Origin of the sequence: Nostoc sp. DedQUE12b (assembly GCF_034530835.1) — a bacterium.
Lineage (GTDB): Bacteria > Cyanobacteriota > Cyanobacteriia > Cyanobacteriales > Nostocaceae > Nostoc.
Genome location: NZ_JAVRCI010000027.1, coordinates 30,742 through 46,685, shown reverse-complemented (window position 1 = coordinate 46,685; position 15,944 = coordinate 30,742). Strand labels below are relative to the sequence as shown.

Genomic DNA, 15,944 nt, shown 5'->3' with positions numbered 1-15,944 from the left:
TTGGAAAGGGGGGAAAAAGGAATCTAGTTCCCTCCCCAATACATACGGGGAGGGTTAGGGTGGGGTAACGCAGATCGTGATGGGAAGCCAGAGAACTGAAATATCACGTTTTGACAAGGGTTTCACGTTAGGTTGACACGTATGCACGGCTGTGCATCCCTACTGCGTGATGCTAAAAGTTTTTAGCACTATACTTAATCGGGTCAAACTCAAATCTCTCATTGGGATCGGTTTCACCGTAGATATTAAAAGTCACAGTTGGTTCATCACCCACTGCTTCTACACAGTGAATTGCATCGGGAGTAAAGCTAATAATATCTCCTGGAAATAAAGTTAGCTCTCCCGTCTGTTCAATTTTGTCCTCAAATTCTGGGCTATTAGTGCGTTGCCAAAAAGTATTTTTTTCCTGACCTTTTAGCACCGCCACGATTCCCCATGTCCCATGATTATGAATGTTTGATCGGGTTCCCGGTGCAAATGTTACTGTTTGCACAGTTAAGGGAAAACCCAATTCATCGTATAGGAGTAAAACAGAGGTTCCCGTTTTGGGCGAAGGTTCTAACTGTTGACTTCGTACCCAGTAGGAATTTACAATCAAGCACCTTACGAGCATCCGAATTTCTGGCAGACAACTGACTTCATCATCCCCACTATTGAGAACATCTTCCACCTCAGTTAAAAATCGATAAAGGCGGTAATTTTCTCTCAATAAATCCCATGCTCTTACAGATTTACAAGCTTGATGCTGACCATCCCCCGTTAGTAGCCAATCTCTACCTTTCATAACTTTTAAATTGATAACGGAGAAGATTGGATGATCAGGATTGGAGAGACATTAGGAATATTACCTACAGGAAGTTTAGTAGGTATCGTGACAGGAGGAAAGATAGAGTTACTATCAGTAGCTGCTCCTAATAGGGAGTAAGAGGAATACGATCTGGTAGATAACCAATTGTTCATGATTTTTCGCAAAAAGGGCATTGGGCATCGATTATTTTACAGACGCGATTAATCGTGTCTCTATTCAACTCGACTCTTTCTTGTTGAGAAGTGCATTGACTAATTAATCATCTTCTTCAGCTGGACGTGTCAAAATATCCAGGAGAATTCCAGCACCAAAATCATGCTTTTCATCTATCTCTTTAACTTTGGTGCTGATTTCTTTTGCTTCCTCAATTTCTCCTAACTTTGCTAGTACTAATCCAGAAGCAGCATAAGCATTTAAGTACAATCGAATTTGTGGTTCTTCTTTGCGATTGACTAGTATCGGCTTAAGTTGCTCCCAGTCATCAGGAAATTTTTCTAGTTCTTTAATTTTATCTAATAATTTGATTGTTGTTTGTAATGCAAGAGAATAATTATTTTTATAATAGAAAAATCTATATGCTGCTACCAATACATCTGTATTTTCACCAGTTTGTGCTAAAGCTTGTTGAATATATTTTTCTGATTCTGATGTGTTATCCCAGTTTTGTGCAGCTAAAACTAATAAGTTTTTAATGTCCTCTGGAACCTGGAACCATGAGAATCTGTTTGCATCGAGTTGCATAATAATTTTTTGTGCGTAGGCAATAGGCAATAGTAAAAAAGTAGTAATAATTACCAATGCCTAATGCCCAAGTTAAAACAAAGTGAGAATGTACACCAAAGTGAATAAAACAATCCAAATAATGTCAACGAAGTGCCAGTAAATTTCTGTCATTTCGATGAAAGTATGATTGGTTGCAGAATATTCACCAGGGAGACGCGATCGCCACAATGCGCGTAATATCAATAACAGTCCCACAAAAACGTGCAAACCGTGGAACCCTGTCATGATATAAAAGCAGTTGGCGAAAACATTGGTAGTCAGTCCGTACCCTAATGTTGAGTACTCATAAACCTGACCACCTAAGAAAATTGCACCCATGATTGCAGTAATGGCATACCACAGTTGCATTCCCTTGACGTTATTCTTTTTAATCGCCGTATCACCAAAGTGAATCACGAAACTACTAGACACTAGAATAATGGTGTTAATTGTCGGCACAAGTAGTTCTACTTCACTTCCTTCGGGAGGCCAAACTGCTGTAGTACCTCGGAAAAATAAGAAAGTGGCAAAAAATCCTCCAAACATCAGGGATTCAGAGGCGAGGAATGTCAACAATCCCCAAACTCTTAAATCTGGATGTTCTTCGTGTCCTGTACTGTGATCTTCGCTCGTGGTTGTAGCTATAGTCATAGATTTTTTGACAATACGATCTACTCTGTCTGTTGTGGAAACTTGAATAAAGAATGAAGTATGAACCAGCTAAATTTCCATTCTTTATCCAAAATCCTTGTTTAGCCAAACTCTCGGCTTGTTCAGGAATTTTCAAAATTCCGAGTTTTGTGTTCTGAATTCGGGCGTTCGTTTTCTGAATTCGGGCGTCCGTTTATTGAATTCGGGCGTTCGTTTTCTGAATTCGGGCGTCCGTTTATTGAATTCGGGCATCCGTTTATTGAATTCGGGGGTTCGTGTTCCAAGCTTGAAGTTTCGTGTTCCAAGCTTGGAGTTTCGAGTTCTCAAATCTAATGACTAGAAGTTTTAGTGACTTTAAGTGCGATCGCATCACTCACTCTACGAACTAAGCACTAGCTTCCGGCGTCGCTGATGACTGTAATTCAGTTCTATGCTCCTGACCGTAGTCATAAGGGCCATGAGTGACAATCGGCAACACTTCCCAGTTTTCAATTGCGGGTGGTGAGCTAGTTGTCCATTCTAAGGTCAAAGCTTGCCAAGGATTATCACCAGCCAAAGGCCCTTTCAACCAACTGTAAATCATGTTGATGGCAAAAGGAATTACCGATATCCCCAAAACAATTGAACCGAAGGTACAAATTTGATTGAGGTCGATAAATTGGGGGTCATACATTGCCACTCGTCGGGGCATTCCTTTCAAACCCAATTCGTGCATGGGTAAGAAAGTAAGATTAGTACCGATGAAGGTAAGGGCGAAATGAACCCGTCCCCAATTTTCATTCAGCATTCGTCCGGTCATTTTGGGGAACCAGTGATAAATGCCGGCGTAGATGCCAAACACGGAACCGCCAAACAGAACGTAGTGGAAATGTCCGACAACATAATATGTGTCGTGGACGTGAACATCAAAGGGGGCTGTTCCCATCGTTACACCGCTTAAGCCGCCCATGACAAACATGGATAGCAAGCCAATGGCGAAAAGCATCGCCGTGGTGAAGCGGATTTTACCACCCCAAAGGGTAGCAACCCAGGCAAAAATCTTCACGCCAGTGGGAACTGCAACTATGAGAGTGGAGATGGTAAAGAACATCCGCATCCAGCCGGGTGTGCCACTGGTAAACATATGGTGTACCCAGACGAACAAACCGACAACGCAGATGGCTACACTAGAGTAAGCGATCGCTTTATAACCAAAGATTGGCTTGCGGGCGTGAACTGGAATTACTTCCGACATGATGCCGAAGATGGGCAGAATCATTAGATATACTGCCGGGTGAGAATAAAACCAAAATAAGTGTTGATAAATTACAACGTTACCGCCTGCATCTGGTTTAAAGAAGGAGGTGCCAAAGTTGAGGTCAAACAACAGCAGAACTAAACCGGCTGCTAATACAGGTGTGGAAAGAAGTGCCAGCAGAGAGGTAGCCAAGATTGCCCAACAAAACAAGGGCACTTGATCCCATTTCATGCTAGGAACCTTCATCATCAAAATGGTGATTACGAAGTTCAGCGAACCCAAAATTGAAGAAGTTCCCACTAAGACGATCGCAAGTATCCACATAGTTTGAGCGATTGGTGCTGTCACCAAACTCAAAGGTGGGTAAGCTGTCCAACCAGATTGGGAACCGCCAAAAATGAAACTACCTAAAATGAGCGCACCTGCTGGGGGATTTAACCAAAAGGCGATCGCGTTCAGCTTCGGGAAAGCCATATCCCTGGCACCAACCATCAACGGCACCAAATAGTTACCAAATCCCCCAATGGCGCTAGGGACAATCCACAGGAAGATCATGATCGTCCCGTGATTGGTCATGAAAGCGTTATACAGATTGGGGTCGAGTACGTCTGCATCTGGTGTTGCTAATTCAACACGCAGAGCAACAGCCATCAGTCCGCCGATGAGATAGAAAACAAACGCCGTCACTAGGTATTGGATACCAATAACCTTGTGGTCAACATTAAATGTAAAATAGTCTTGCCATTTCCACGCCTTCGGATGGGAGGTGTGGCCAATTACCATTTTCGGTTTATTTTCTTCTGGTGGAGTATTCCGTGGAAATTCTACCTGCGTCATATTTTTGTCCTACCCTACGGGAAGCCGCCCTCTGGGCGTCTATGTCGTTTGTCATTTGTCCGTTGTCATTCGTCCGTTGTCATTTGAATGACTAATGACCAATGACCAATGACCAATGACTAATGACTCATGACTACTGACTCTAGAGTTACTGCACTAATTCCCATCTCATGGGTGTGGGGCGCGAGAAACTCTGATGTTGATAAGTCGTCTGGATTAACTGCAACGACTTGATTTATATTTTGTTGTTGAGCAATCTGGTTTTCTGTCCGCCAGCTATCATATTCTTCTGGTGTGTGGACAATTACCTGTGTCCGCATTGAACCGTGATAACCACCGCATAACTCAGCACAAACTACGGGATATGTACCTGGTTTAGTGGCGACAAACCGTAATTCGGTAGGGATACCGGGAAGCGCATCTTGCTTCAGCCTAAAGTTTGGCACCCAGAATGAATGAATTACATCTTGTGCTGAAAGGTTGAGTTGAACATCAGCACCGACGGGTATGTGCAATTCCCCAGAGGTGATGCCACTATCAGGGTAATTAAATAACCAGGCGTACTGTATGCCTTTGACATCAACAACTAAATCGGCTGGTTTATCTAGGTTTTTGGGAGACGCGCCAATACCAATTGTTGGGGCTATTGTTGGGGCAGTTGTTGCTTCTGAGGTATCGCTTAATGTAGCTGCAAGAGCGGTTCCCGACTGATGAGCAACATGAGCGGCTGAATGAGGATGACCCGCAGGCTCAAATCCACCCATTCGGTTAAAAACATCTACACTGTAGATGCCCAAACCGAGGACAATCACTGTGGGAATTGCTGTCCAAAAGATTTCTAAGGGAACGTTGCCTTCTATTGGCAAACCATCGGTATCATCACCGCGACGGCGACGAAACTTAACCAAAAAAACTACAATTGTTCCTTCTACCACCAAGAAGAGTGCGATCGCAATGGTAAACATGACGTTGAAAAAACCGTCTACCAAAGGCGCTTGTAACGATGCCTGCGCCGGCATGAGAGTGTGGTTTTGACCGATCCAAATGCTGATTGCTGTAACTACTATCCCAGCAACCAGAGTCCATAGTGAAACAGGAATTTGTTGCATACATGCTACCTGCTTTGTAAACCGTCTTTAGAGCTGTTATTTTCTGAGAATTGGGCATCGGGCATTGGGTACTAGGCATTGGGCATTGTTACCTATTTCCCATTCCCTATACTTCGACTTACCTCGGCTCCGGTTCCATCGAGCGAAGTCGAGATGCTCGGCACGAGTCGCTCAGTACAAGTTCCCCATTTCCTATTTCCTTTTCACTTATTAACTTTCTAACGTGCAGCCATAAAAAATGGGGGAAACTTCCAGATTTTTTCCATATCTTTCCCCCAAAAAATGGCAAATTATATTTCAACTCATACCACAAAGTTAGCCCCCTGCTTTCATAAAAGCTAGTTGTTCCAAGAGGGCACTGTTAGGCCTAATATTGATTAGGCTATATTAGCAGCAAGTTTAAATTTGTTAATAGCTAACATTTTGCAATTCACGGATTTGTTTACTGTGAACTTTTTATTAATTCCAGTAAGTATTGAGTATTCCCCTCAAGTTACCTTGCCTAGCGCATTTGCGCTTTATTCAAACAGTGCCTCCTTCGACGAACAACAATTTTGACTAACTTCAAAAACTTTAATTATTTAAAGCAACGTGGGTGTAGCAGTTCTTTGGACAAATCCGCGAACAAGCTTCACAACCAATACAGTTTTCTGGAGAAGTAACTGCCATTACTTTCCGTTCAATTTCTTCATCATCTTCATCTTCCACAAATTCACCTTCTTCATTGAGCGCCTTCAAGCCAAGCACATTGTATCCGCATACCTTAATGCATCTGCCACAGCCGATACATTTGTCCTTGTCGATTTCCTGAGCGAATTTTGGTGTCCAAGCCTTACCGCCAAATGTCAAACCTGTTAGTTGTGCCATGAATAAATCCTCAGCAATTTTGCCTGTCAATCTGTTGGTGCATTAATCATCATATTATCCTAGTCTTTTATTATTTTGTATTCAAAACTTACTTTTGTCACATCAGTTTTCGATGACTTTGAACACAATGCTCAATTGTTTTTTATGTCATTTTATAGATAAAAATTATTGCAAATAATTCTTATGAATATTTAGTATTCTTCGTTCCTATGCTTTACATCTACATACATTCATTGAGCCTCTGGCTAGAGACAGTAGCCCATGAGCAGCGATTTCCATACAGAGGATAAGTAACAAGTTGAGAATTTGAAACCTCTACAGTTGAGTAAAGCTTCATATCTATGTGATTTATAGCTGCTGATTTAACTATTATTTCCAGCAAATGCAACTATATCTCTAAGAGTAATGATATTCTTTTTCAAATATTTTTAGGCTTAGGCAAATAAGTTTGGATAAAAAGTATATATATATACCAAAATAAATGTTCGCTAGTTACATTTTGATATATAAAATATGTATTTTAGAAAGCAACAATTTTCAATTTAGTTTGATTTAAATATTTAGATAAATGATGACAAAAGCAATATTTGTATTTCATTTGAATACACAAAATTAATTTATAAAGGAACTGTAAAGTTTATGGCAGAATATGAACGTGCTTTAAATATTAAAATTATTAACAAATCAGAGGAAGCTCAAATATAGGAGGCTCAAAGATTTAGAAAAAATATTTTGTTTAAGGTTTTATCGTCAAAGCTAAAATGTTCATTAAGTACTAAATTAAATAAATGTTAAGAGTTTTTTCCAAGCTCAATACGAACAAAATAATCATTTTTATCATGAAATGTATAGTTAATAAGAAGTTTTATTAGGCTATTTTTGAAGCAAATAGCTTGCACTTGGATACGAATTTAACAAGTGGATGTGGGAATTGAATGTGGTGAGAAAAGATTATTCTCACTAGAAATATCGTGTGGTAGCGAGTCATGAATAAACAGGACTCATCCAGGGGAGAACTGAGCCAGACATCTCAACGATTAGAGTGGGAAAAGAGCCAAACCAAATGCCTTATACAATTCCTAACAACAGTTGCGTTGGATGTGACAACTGCCGCCCCCAATGTCCTACGGGTGCAATCAGAATAGAGGACAATGAATACTGGGTCGATCCTGGTCTTTGTAACAATTGCGAGGGCTATTATTCAGAACCGCAATGTGTAATAGCTTGTCCAACTAATTCTCCTATTCCTTGGCAGGCGAAAAAGGGAAGATGCAAAGTTGAACCAAGAGATGCTAGCAGCTTAGACTTGTTTTCTAATGGTAAGAATAATCCATTTGCTTCAGCGATCGCAATTTGGGAAGCTTGTAATGTATTAGCGCAGCGCACATCCCTACACTGGGAAACTGATGAAGAAGGTTACATCAGTTACAGCCGACAAGTCAATCAAGGACGAGGTGCGATCGCTTTTCATATTCAAGATCCCTTCAAAGTGAACGACAAGGCCACAGATATAGCAGCAATCGAGGGGCTTGACATCAGAGCCGCTTGCATACATCTAATTTTTGCAGCTTATGCTACAGCTTTAGAGCAACCTTGGGAGCAAGAATTTGCGATCGATGAGCGACAAATCGAGAAATATTTGGGGATGGAGAAACGCAAAGACTTGAGCAAAGCTGCCAAGCTAGCTTTAATGAAAAATATCGTTCAGCAAGCTTGCTCCCTAATTATCTCCATTGACTGGCCCCAACAAGGCCGAATTAACGGATTCTCTCTTGTCGGTAGCCGGCTATGGCACTTAGTAGATATTCAGCACCACTTCCAGGAAGACAATCTCGGATGCAAATATCTGATTGGGCTAACTTTTAAAGTAAAAGCAGGGTTATGGGCGCAATATTTCTTAAACAAACAAGCGTGTAAAGAGCGAACTGCATTCTATCAATATGGCAGTCTCCCCAAAACGCTGCTAACCACAGTCATGAGTATTTGGCAGCAACATGAAGGCGCAGTTCGACTAATGCTGTGGTTGCTGTTTAAAACCAAAATGGGCAAAGAACAACGCATTACCATTCCTACCTTGCTGCGTATTGCTTACGGTGAAGAAAAAGTCGCCCTTGCATCCAGACAACGGGAAGAACGCAAACGTCTGCTGCGAACCTTTGAAAGCGATTTAGAAATTCTCAATCACTATGGAATGAAGCCACTTTTCGATCCAGTTACTTACCCACCAGAAATTCAACCTTTGTGGGCGAAATTAATCGATCTTCCTGAAGATCCAGATGAAGCATTAGAATTTTGGACTAATGACGGAGGTGCTGAAACTCGCCTCACAGATACAGGCCCCCGTGGTAAATGGAATCTGCTAATGAATGCGCGGATTTTGGCTTTTGAACTCCCGCCAGAATGGGAACAGCAAATCTCAGAATCGGAAAAAAAGCAACGACGAACTGCTAAAGCCAAAAGGAAGCCCAAAGCTACAAACGATTTGCTAGGCGAACAGATTTTGCAAGCGCGAAAAAATTTGAATCTCTCCCAAAGAGAATTGGCAAAACTTACAGGTAAAAGCCAAAGCTGGATTCGAGATATTGAAAATGGTCGTTTAAAAGCCAAATTAGAAGACCAAGTACTGTTACGAAAAGTCTTAAATATGGCTCCATCTTGATTCAATATTTGGAATTTAAATGCACAGGGGCATAGATATTTTATTACGAATTTGTGCAGTATTATACTAAATACTCAATACAGCATTTCATTAATTCGTAGCGAACTAAACTTAGCAAGACTCTGCGTTACTTTGTGCTTCCCTTGGCGTCCCTCTGCGTTTAAAAACTCTCCACTTCTATGTACTATAACTCATTACCTTACTAGAAGTAATCCAAAAACTACCGACAGCATATTTAGTAACTACCAACTCTCGTGTAGCATTGCATGAACTCTTCAGTTGTTGAGTCTTGGTTTCATCTTTCACAAGTTTAGCCTGGTAAGTGTAGAGAGAACCACAAGGTTGTTCAAAACTAAGTTCAGCTAAGATAGTACTGTTGTCTAAACTTTGCTCTAAAATTTTGCCTGCAACTTTGTAGTTAAACCAATCCCATCCTTTATAAAGGATTAACTCTCTTTCCAAAACCTGAAGTGCAGCAGGGAGAATTCCCCAGCCTCGATAGACTTGATGTAAGCATTGAATATCGCCAGTACGAGTCAAAATCGATCTAAATGAATCTCGATCGAGACGACCATAATATCTTCCTTCTGGCAAGTCTATTACTGTTGGTGCAAACCGATGTCCACCAAAGTGCGATGATTTCCAAATTCGCACATTATCTAAGCACAAATCAGCATTACTCGCTGTTATTTGGAAGTAAAAAGGAGCGCCATATCTCGCACAACACTTATCATGGCTGCCGTGCGTACAAACTAAAATATCTCTAGTTGTACTAGTTTCTACTTCCAAATTAGAATCGATACCCCATATCCATTTTTGGACAACTCCTGCTACTTGCTCAATATTTGCTAGCTGAAACTCCTGCTTATGGTATCCATTACTTAGCCCCTCTTCTTTTTGATAAATCAAAAGCGTAGTGTGATTTACTTTGTGTGATAAATCATTAGCAATTAGGAGAAATCTAATCGGTAGTTTCGCACGCTTCACTTCTTCTACCAAAATCTTCAAATTCTGAGGCACCCATTTGGAGTTAAAGGCTTCTGATGTCCAAGGTAAAGGACACTCAACTAAAATATAAGTTTGATAATTGGTGGCACTACCAATAACATCTTCTCCTACTTGCCGCGAATCATCAGAACAAAAAAAAGTATTCATCTCGCTGTACTCATTAGCATATTTTATGGACAAAAGGTATTACAAAATACAATTGTGTTCTTAGCTACAATATCCTTGGCTCAAGGAGATAAAAAAGAACAATATTCATTTCCTAGCTAAAACTAGGTAGCCACTTTATAACATCATTATTGATCGAGGTCTTTCCGGTTAATAAATTCTCCACAATAAAGATAAATAGTGTCAAGAGATATTTTTCCGTATGAGTGGCGTTAATTTTGTATCTAGTTTTATTGTTATTTGGTATTTAATAAATTTTCATTAGCGGAAACTTAGTTTTTCTGAACTTGGTGTCTTTGGCAAAATCAAGTATATTAAATCTAGTACATAGACGCAAAGCAACTTGGAGAGTTACCGACGATTAACTTGCTTACAATATTGATGTAGCTGATACTACAATCAAAAATGTTCCTAGCAGTAACCTAGTTGTTTAAAGTTTTGCTGAAGTTATCTACATAGCTAATTACATATCCTGTTTTTACATATAAAGATATAATTCAGTGCCGTTCATCTGAAAAATATATTCCTAAAAGTAGATGCGAAAACATTTAATAAACAGAAATCGCTTTGGTAAGCCAATACTGTTTTAAGACTTGTTCCACACTATCTGCTTTCAATTTATCTATCGAATTATCCATATTGCAAATAATTCTCAATAATTTGAGAAAATAAAAAAAGTCAAATTAGGGGTAAATGATTTAATTCCCCGTACTCCATCTGCGATAAGTTAATAATTAAAAGTAGTGACTAATTATTAGCACTGTCACTGACATTAACATTAACAAATTTGCTATTTAGCGTTTTACCTAATCTAACTTCCCGAAGCTTGTGTCAGGGTTTGATGATAGGCATCTGTTTTGACTGTAACTGAAGTCAATAAGAAATGCAAGTTTTTAAGAATCTTTATAACTTCTTTACAGTGTGTTGCCTCTAGGACATTGCTTAAATCAAGGTGAACAGGCATTTCATAGTCAGGATAACCCACTACAAAAAGCATTGAGAGTTTCAATATAATAGATAAAGTTTTGCAATTATGACAAATTGTTGCTAGTAAAGGCGCACTTACTAGTTCAAATATCTGTAGCTATGGCGATCGCATATTTCTACTTTCACGCAGAATTGAATCATTTTTTACCACGGCATCACAAACAGGTGAGAATCTCTCATTTGTTTGAGGAAAAAGCCTCAATTAAGGACATGATTGAGTCGTTGGGTGTCCCTCATCCAGAGGTGGATTCGATAAATGTTAATGGTGAATATGTAAATTTTTCTTACATAGTTTCCGATGGAGACACTATCAATGTTTATCCAATTTCAGCTAGGAGCCTTATTATACCAAGCGTTTCTGTTTTACCAAAACCGCTCAGTATTATCCGCTTTGTTTTAGATATTCATTTGGGGAAGCTTGCGACATCTTTACGACTTTTAGGTTTTGATACTTTATACCGCAATGACTACGAGGACGAGAAATTAGCCCAAATATCTTATACTCAAGCGCGGATTCTCTTGACTCGTGATAAAGGTCTATTGATGCGTAGTTTGGTAACGTATGGGTATTATGTTAGAAACACTAACCCTGAACAACAAATTATAGAAGTACTGCAACGCTTCGACTTGTTTGAATTAATCTCACCATTTAAACGGTGTTTGCGTTGCAATGGATTATTAGCACCTGTAGATAAACAATCTATTATTGAACAATTGCCAGAAAAGGTGCGATCGCAGGTTGATGAATTCCAGCGTTGCCAAGACTGCGATCGCATTTATTGGAAAGGTTCACATTATGAACGATTACAACAGTTTATTGATGGAGTACTCAACTCACAAAAACGTGAGTAACTATTTACCCAGCTGAAATATTTCCACTGATTATTTGACTACCCCCGATTCTGGGATCTTCATCTTCGCGATTCAAATCATCAGGAGTAGGATTTTGCTTACTCTGTCCACTAACTTCTTCTGGTTCAATGGGATCTGCCTCTTGAGCTTTATCAATATCAAGAGAGCGAGGAGGTTCTTTGGCGTGAGAGAAATCGATAAGTGGATCGGGTTGCTCAGTAGTCATGAGTTGCTAAATAATAGTGTAGTTTTTTCTAGTGTTAAATGTATCTTGAGTGCAAACATCTTTCTTCAGAAAGAAACTACGTTGTGTGATGGTGTAATAAAAGGTGAGTGAATGACATTAATTTGAGTTCTCGATTTTGGTGGGTGGTGCGTCAGGCGGCGCGGGAGACGGCTTTGCCAGAAATTGATTTTGAAATTGTGCCGGCAGTTCTGGGGGATGATGCGCCATTGTGGGGCGGTGTGGCGATCGCTTCTATGACAATCCCGAATTTGTAAATGGGCGAGGCGTGGAGCGAAATGCAAACAGAATTAGTTATTTTTGATTGTGATGGAGTGTTAGTAGACAGCGAGGGATTAAGCAATCGCGTTCTTGTGGAATTTGTCGCTGAGTTTGGACTTGCAATGAAACTTGAAGAAGCCATTTTGTTATTTAAGGGTTGCAAAATGGCTGATTGTGTTGCTGTCGTTGAGCAAAGACTTGGGAAAAAGATGCCGCAAGATTTTGTAACTCAGCTTCGTACCCGTACTGCTGAAGCATTCGAGCGTGAACTACGTCCTGTAGAAGGAATAGAAGCAGCTTTAGACAAGATTAATCTACCTATTTGCGTTGCTTCCAGTGGCCCACCGGAAAAAATTAAGTTAGCTTTGCGTTTAACTAACCTACTCCCTCGATTTGAAGGACGTATCTTTAGCTCATATAAAATTGGAAGTTGGAAGCCAGCACCTGACTTATTCTTATATGCAGCTAAAAATATGGGAATTCAAGCTGCATCCTGTACGGTTGTAGAAGATAGCGTTTTGGGTGTACGTGCAGGTGTTGCTGCTGGCATGAGAGTTTTAGGTTACACCAAGCAAAGTGAGGCTAATCTACTTGAGGCATCTGGAGCGCGTGTCTTTTACTCCATGCAGCAATTGCCTTCTTTGTTGTTACACCATTAAACTTATAATTATGAGTTTTATGTAACAATTAACACTCTGAGCGATATTAAAATATTTTCTTTAATTTAAACCTACTATTACTGTTGAATATTTTGACTTTTCAAAGCTGGCTTTAATCGCTTTAAACTGTTCCCAACTTAACCCATGTCGAAAGAAACGTTGTTCTTCTGGTAAATTAACAGAATTTTCTAACGTTTAAGTAATAATATTTTTTACTCTCTCAGTTAGTAGTCACAAAATTTATCTAATTTCCATTTTAAGTCAAAACTAAATTATCTCGATGAATCACGGTTTCTGCACCGGCATAACCTAAAATTGTAGAAATTTCCCGCGAATGATGACCACAAATCTTTTGCAGTTCATTGCTGTTGTAATTTACAAGTCCTCTAGCAATTTCGTTACCGTTTATGTCACACAATTGCACGGCATCCTGTGTATCAAACTCTCCTTCTACTAGCTTAATTCCAGATGCTAATAAGGATTTTCCCGCTAGAGAAATTGCCGCGATCGCACCTTCATCTAAATACAATTTCCCCGCAGGTACAAGTCCGTAAGCTATCCAACGTTTACGCGCCGAAGTTGGTTCAGGTTGCGGTTCAAAATGCGTCCCAATCAATTCGCCTTGGATAATTTTTTCGATATTCCGGGGAAATCGCCCTTGAGTAATTACGGTACGTACTCCCGCAGCGATCGCAATCCTCGCAGCCGAAATTTTTGTCACCATCCCACCAGTACCCCACCGAGAACCTTGGGAACCTATTTGTAATTGAGCTAATTCTTTAATGCTACTAACTAGAGCGATCGGCCGCGCATCTGGCACGGAACGGGGATCGGCTGAGTATAGCCGATCAACATCGGTGAGCAAAAATAGCCAATCTGCTTCTACTAAGCTGGCAACTAATGCCGAAAGAGTGTCATTATCACCAAATTTTAGTTCGTCTATTGCTACGGTATCATTTTCATTTACTATGGGGATCACTCCCAGTCCTAGTAGTTCTTGAAAGGTGTTGTAGGCATTGAGATAGCGGCTGCGCTGTACCAAGTCACTACGAGTTAATAATACTTGGGCGATCGCCTGCTGCAAGGTAGTAAATAAATCATCGTATATCCGAATTAACCTGCCTTGTCCAACTGCTGCTACAGCCTGTTTCAGTGCGATCGCTTTCGGACGTTCAGTTAAACCCAACCGCGCACAACCCACGCCCACAGCGCCAGAAGAAACCAAAATCACCCGATGTCCTTGGCGTCTTAAATTGCAGAGTGTTTCCGCCAACGTAGCAATGGTAGAAAGTGCTAATTGTCCCGTTTCTGGTTGAGTTAGGCTAGAAGTACCGATTTTGACAACAATTGTTAGTGGCATCTAAAAAGTGAGGAGTTAGGAGTTAGGAGTTAGGAGTTGAATTTAATTCATAACTCATAACTTCTAACTCCTAACTCAATTTGTAAAGCGCCAATCCCTCTATAGTGAAGGTTGACGCTTTACGGAAGTATATTTACTTAGTATGAGTTAGGGTCTTTTTTGGCTGACCCCATGTTATTAATACTTATGATCCCCGATTTTTTGGTTCCAGTAAGATTCCTTAACCATTTCTTTAGATTTACTTTCCTGACGATTTCTCAACTTTTGTGAATCTTAGTTTTCTTGGGGGTAATAGATGCTCCCAAAATTTCAGATATCCAAACTTCAAAGTTACGGACGGGATGAGAGCGCAGAGCCACGTCGGCATGAACAATTGGTTCGACTAGAATAGTAAACATCCCCAGGCGATTACCTGCTATGACATCGGTAAACAAGCGATCGCCTACCATCCCCACTTGATGTACTGGTAAATCCATTCCCCTAAGTGCTGCTCTAATTTTGCGTCGGGAAGGCTTGGCTGCACCTAAGTAGTAAGGCAAGTTGAGCGATCGCGCAATTCCACCAATTCGTGCCTCACTGAGGTTGTTACTCACCAAGCACAGTGCAGTACAGGTACGGATTTGCTCCACCCACTCTCGTAGTTCTGGGGAAGCTATCCCGACTGTAAAGGGTACTAAAGTTTCATCTACATCCAATACCAGCCCTTTAAGCCCGTATTTTTGGATAATATCTGGTGTTAGGTTCAACACTGAACCCTCTAAAATCAAGTCAGGCTGTAAAAGATTGTTCCAGGCCATAGTCACCAGTCAAATTTAAATAGCTCAGACAAATGAGCATAACCCAATATAGTTTAGTTAGTCGAACCCCATCCTGGAATATCTCCCTGAACATTTTGAGATAAAATCCCTAAAATCTTATCTATCTCTTTGATGTAATAATTATTTAAATCAATAAATACATCGTTTTCTTTTAATTTCAAAAACTTCCAAATATCCCCTGTTGTTACCGCACCGTAAATTTTTCTGATTTCATTGCCTTCTTGTTGATTAAACAATTGTGCTGCCAACATTGCGGCTGCACATTGACCTAATCCACCTTTAATATTTTCATTTTTGGCTTCAATAATAACCACCACAGGCACATTAATTGTTAGTTGCTCTTTAGAACGACTAATGATAAAGTCACAGTATCCATTCAAACCTTTTTCTGCATCTACATTAAAGTCTGTTCCCGAAAATAAGCTAATTGGATAATTAGCTCTGCGTCTTACCTCCAACAATATCGGAGTGATAATCATTTCTGAACGAGCTTTTTCAGTATTAATTGCTAAAGCCAGTTCCGTAGTTTCTTCTAAAGAATTTTTGAGTTTCTCACTTGCTTGTAAAGGTTTTATGTCAGCACATAAATCAGCTTCTTCATCAATGCGGATGCTGAACGACTTTTTAAATTTACTTAATGTAAAATCGCTATAAGCCATT

14 protein-coding genes and 1 pseudogene are annotated in these 15,944 nt (G+C 40.1%); 4 read left to right on the top strand and 11 right to left on the bottom strand.

Going from position 1 to position 15,944, the window contains the following annotated elements:
* Nucleotides 1–172: 172 nt before the first annotated feature.
* The 6 genes from RMY16_RS15555 to fdxB form a co-directional block, all read right to left on the bottom strand.
* Entirely contained in the window at nt 173–784 is a 612-nt protein-coding gene (locus RMY16_RS15555; RefSeq protein WP_322737154.1) for a cupin, read from the bottom strand.
* A 279-nt stretch (nt 785–1,063) separates the two neighbouring features.
* Nucleotides 1,064–1,549, bottom strand: a complete 486-nt coding sequence (locus RMY16_RS15550) for a hypothetical protein (protein WP_322737182.1) — start codon at nt 1,547–1,549, stop codon at nt 1,064–1,066.
* Between the two features lie 72 nt (nt 1,550–1,621).
* The gene (locus RMY16_RS15545; RefSeq protein WP_322661839.1) at nt 1,622–2,221 is read right to left on the bottom strand and encodes a heme-copper oxidase subunit III; all 600 of its coding nucleotides are present in this window, start codon (nt 2,219–2,221) and stop codon (nt 1,622–1,624) included.
* A gap of 385 nt (nt 2,222–2,606) precedes the next feature.
* Nucleotides 2,607–4,295, bottom strand: coding sequence for a cytochrome c oxidase subunit I (ctaD, locus tag RMY16_RS15540; protein ID WP_100900574.1), 1,689 nt, complete (start codon nt 4,293–4,295; stop codon nt 2,607–2,609).
* A 119-nt stretch (nt 4,296–4,414) separates the two neighbouring features.
* Complete coding sequence (locus RMY16_RS15535; protein ID WP_322737153.1) at nt 4,415–5,404, bottom strand: cytochrome c oxidase subunit II; 990 nt, start codon at nt 5,402–5,404, stop codon at nt 4,415–4,417.
* 573 nt (nt 5,405–5,977) lie between these two features.
* Nucleotides 5,978–6,271 carry a ferredoxin III, nif-specific gene (gene fdxB / locus RMY16_RS15530; RefSeq protein ID WP_322661831.1) on the bottom strand — a complete coding sequence of 98 codons (294 nt, stop codon included), beginning with the start codon at nt 6,269–6,271 and terminating at the stop codon, nt 5,978–5,980.
* A 1,063-nt stretch (nt 6,272–7,334) separates the two neighbouring features.
* Between fdxB and RMY16_RS15525 the strand changes: the two genes are divergently transcribed.
* Complete coding sequence (locus RMY16_RS15525; RefSeq protein WP_322737152.1) at nt 7,335–8,930, top strand: helix-turn-helix domain-containing protein; 1,596 nt, start codon at nt 7,335–7,337, stop codon at nt 8,928–8,930.
* Nucleotides 8,931–9,107: 177 nt separating this feature from the next.
* Here the strand turns inward: RMY16_RS15525 and RMY16_RS15520 are convergent, their stop codons facing one another.
* The gene (locus RMY16_RS15520; RefSeq protein WP_322737151.1) at nt 9,108–10,085 is read right to left on the bottom strand and encodes a sucrase ferredoxin; all 978 of its coding nucleotides are present in this window, start codon (nt 10,083–10,085) and stop codon (nt 9,108–9,110) included.
* Nucleotides 10,086–11,189: 1,104 nt separating this feature from the next.
* Between RMY16_RS15520 and RMY16_RS15515 the strand changes: the two genes are divergently transcribed.
* Nucleotides 11,190–11,942, top strand: coding sequence for a Mut7-C RNAse domain-containing protein (locus RMY16_RS15515; protein ID WP_322737181.1), 753 nt, complete (start codon nt 11,190–11,192; stop codon nt 11,940–11,942).
* 4 nt (nt 11,943–11,946) lie between these two features.
* Here the strand turns inward: RMY16_RS15515 and RMY16_RS15510 are convergent, their stop codons facing one another.
* The gene (locus RMY16_RS15510; RefSeq protein WP_094352655.1) at nt 11,947–12,168 is read right to left on the bottom strand and encodes a hypothetical protein; all 222 of its coding nucleotides are present in this window, start codon (nt 12,166–12,168) and stop codon (nt 11,947–11,949) included.
* Nucleotides 12,169–12,302: 134 nt separating this feature from the next.
* Between RMY16_RS15510 and RMY16_RS15505 the strand changes: the two are divergent.
* Nucleotides 12,303–12,443, top strand: a pseudogene (locus RMY16_RS15505) (ROK family protein); the annotation flags it as partial.
* Between the two features lie 21 nt (nt 12,444–12,464).
* Nucleotides 12,465–13,106 (top strand): HAD family hydrolase, encoded by a 642-nt coding sequence (locus RMY16_RS15500; protein WP_322737150.1) that lies wholly within the window; start codon nt 12,465–12,467, stop codon nt 13,104–13,106.
* Between the two features lie 256 nt (nt 13,107–13,362).
* Here RMY16_RS15500 and proB read toward each other — a convergent pair whose 3' ends face one another.
* The 3 genes from proB to RMY16_RS15485 form a co-directional block, all read right to left on the bottom strand.
* Complete coding sequence (proB, locus tag RMY16_RS15495) at nt 13,363–14,466, bottom strand: glutamate 5-kinase (RefSeq protein WP_322737149.1); 1,104 nt, start codon at nt 14,464–14,466, stop codon at nt 13,363–13,365.
* Between the two features lie 257 nt (nt 14,467–14,723).
* On the bottom strand, nt 14,724–15,263 hold the full coding sequence (locus RMY16_RS15490) for a YqeG family HAD IIIA-type phosphatase (RefSeq protein WP_322661820.1): 540 nt from the start codon (nt 15,261–15,263) through the stop codon (nt 14,724–14,726).
* Nucleotides 15,264–15,316: 53 nt separating this feature from the next.
* Nucleotides 15,317–15,943, bottom strand: a complete 627-nt coding sequence (locus tag RMY16_RS15485; RefSeq protein ID WP_322737148.1) for a hypothetical protein — start codon at nt 15,941–15,943, stop codon at nt 15,317–15,319.
* Nucleotide 15,944 lies beyond the last annotated feature (1 nt).

Excerpts from the sequence above, each read along its gene's own strand:
- RMY16_RS15545 (WP_322661839.1), bottom strand. The coding sequence starts at position 2,221 with ATGACTATAGCTACAACCACGAGCGAAGATCACAGTACAGGACACGAA.
- RMY16_RS15485 (WP_322737148.1), bottom strand. The coding sequence starts at position 15,943 with ATGGCTTATAGCGATTTTACATTAAGTAAATTTAAAAAGTCGTTCAGC.
- RMY16_RS15550 (WP_322737182.1), bottom strand. The coding sequence starts at position 1,549 with ATGCAACTCGATGCAAACAGATTCTCATGGTTCCAGGTTCCAGAGGAC.
- RMY16_RS15490 (WP_322661820.1), bottom strand. The coding sequence starts at position 15,263 with ATGGCCTGGAACAATCTTTTACAGCCTGACTTGATTTTAGAGGGTTCA.
- proB (WP_322737149.1), bottom strand. The coding sequence starts at position 14,466 with ATGCCACTAACAATTGTTGTCAAAATCGGTACTTCTAGCCTAACTCAA.
- ctaD (WP_100900574.1), bottom strand. The coding sequence starts at position 4,295 with ATGACGCAGGTAGAATTTCCACGGAATACTCCACCAGAAGAAAATAAA.
- RMY16_RS15515 (WP_322737181.1), top strand. The coding sequence starts at position 11,190 with ATGGCGATCGCATATTTCTACTTTCACGCAGAATTGAATCATTTTTTA.
- RMY16_RS15525 (WP_322737152.1), top strand. The coding sequence starts at position 7,335 with ATGCCTTATACAATTCCTAACAACAGTTGCGTTGGATGTGACAACTGC.
- RMY16_RS15520 (WP_322737151.1), bottom strand. The coding sequence starts at position 10,085 with ATGAATACTTTTTTTTGTTCTGATGATTCGCGGCAAGTAGGAGAAGAT.
- fdxB (WP_322661831.1), bottom strand. The coding sequence starts at position 6,271 with ATGGCACAACTAACAGGTTTGACATTTGGCGGTAAGGCTTGGACACCA.
- RMY16_RS15535 (WP_322737153.1), bottom strand. The coding sequence starts at position 5,404 with ATGCAACAAATTCCTGTTTCACTATGGACTCTGGTTGCTGGGATAGTA.
- RMY16_RS15500 (WP_322737150.1), top strand. The coding sequence starts at position 12,465 with ATGCAAACAGAATTAGTTATTTTTGATTGTGATGGAGTGTTAGTAGAC.
- RMY16_RS15555 (WP_322737154.1), bottom strand. The coding sequence starts at position 784 with ATGAAAGGTAGAGATTGGCTACTAACGGGGGATGGTCAGCATCAAGCT.
- RMY16_RS15510 (WP_094352655.1), bottom strand. The coding sequence starts at position 12,168 with ATGACTACTGAGCAACCCGATCCACTTATCGATTTCTCTCACGCCAAA.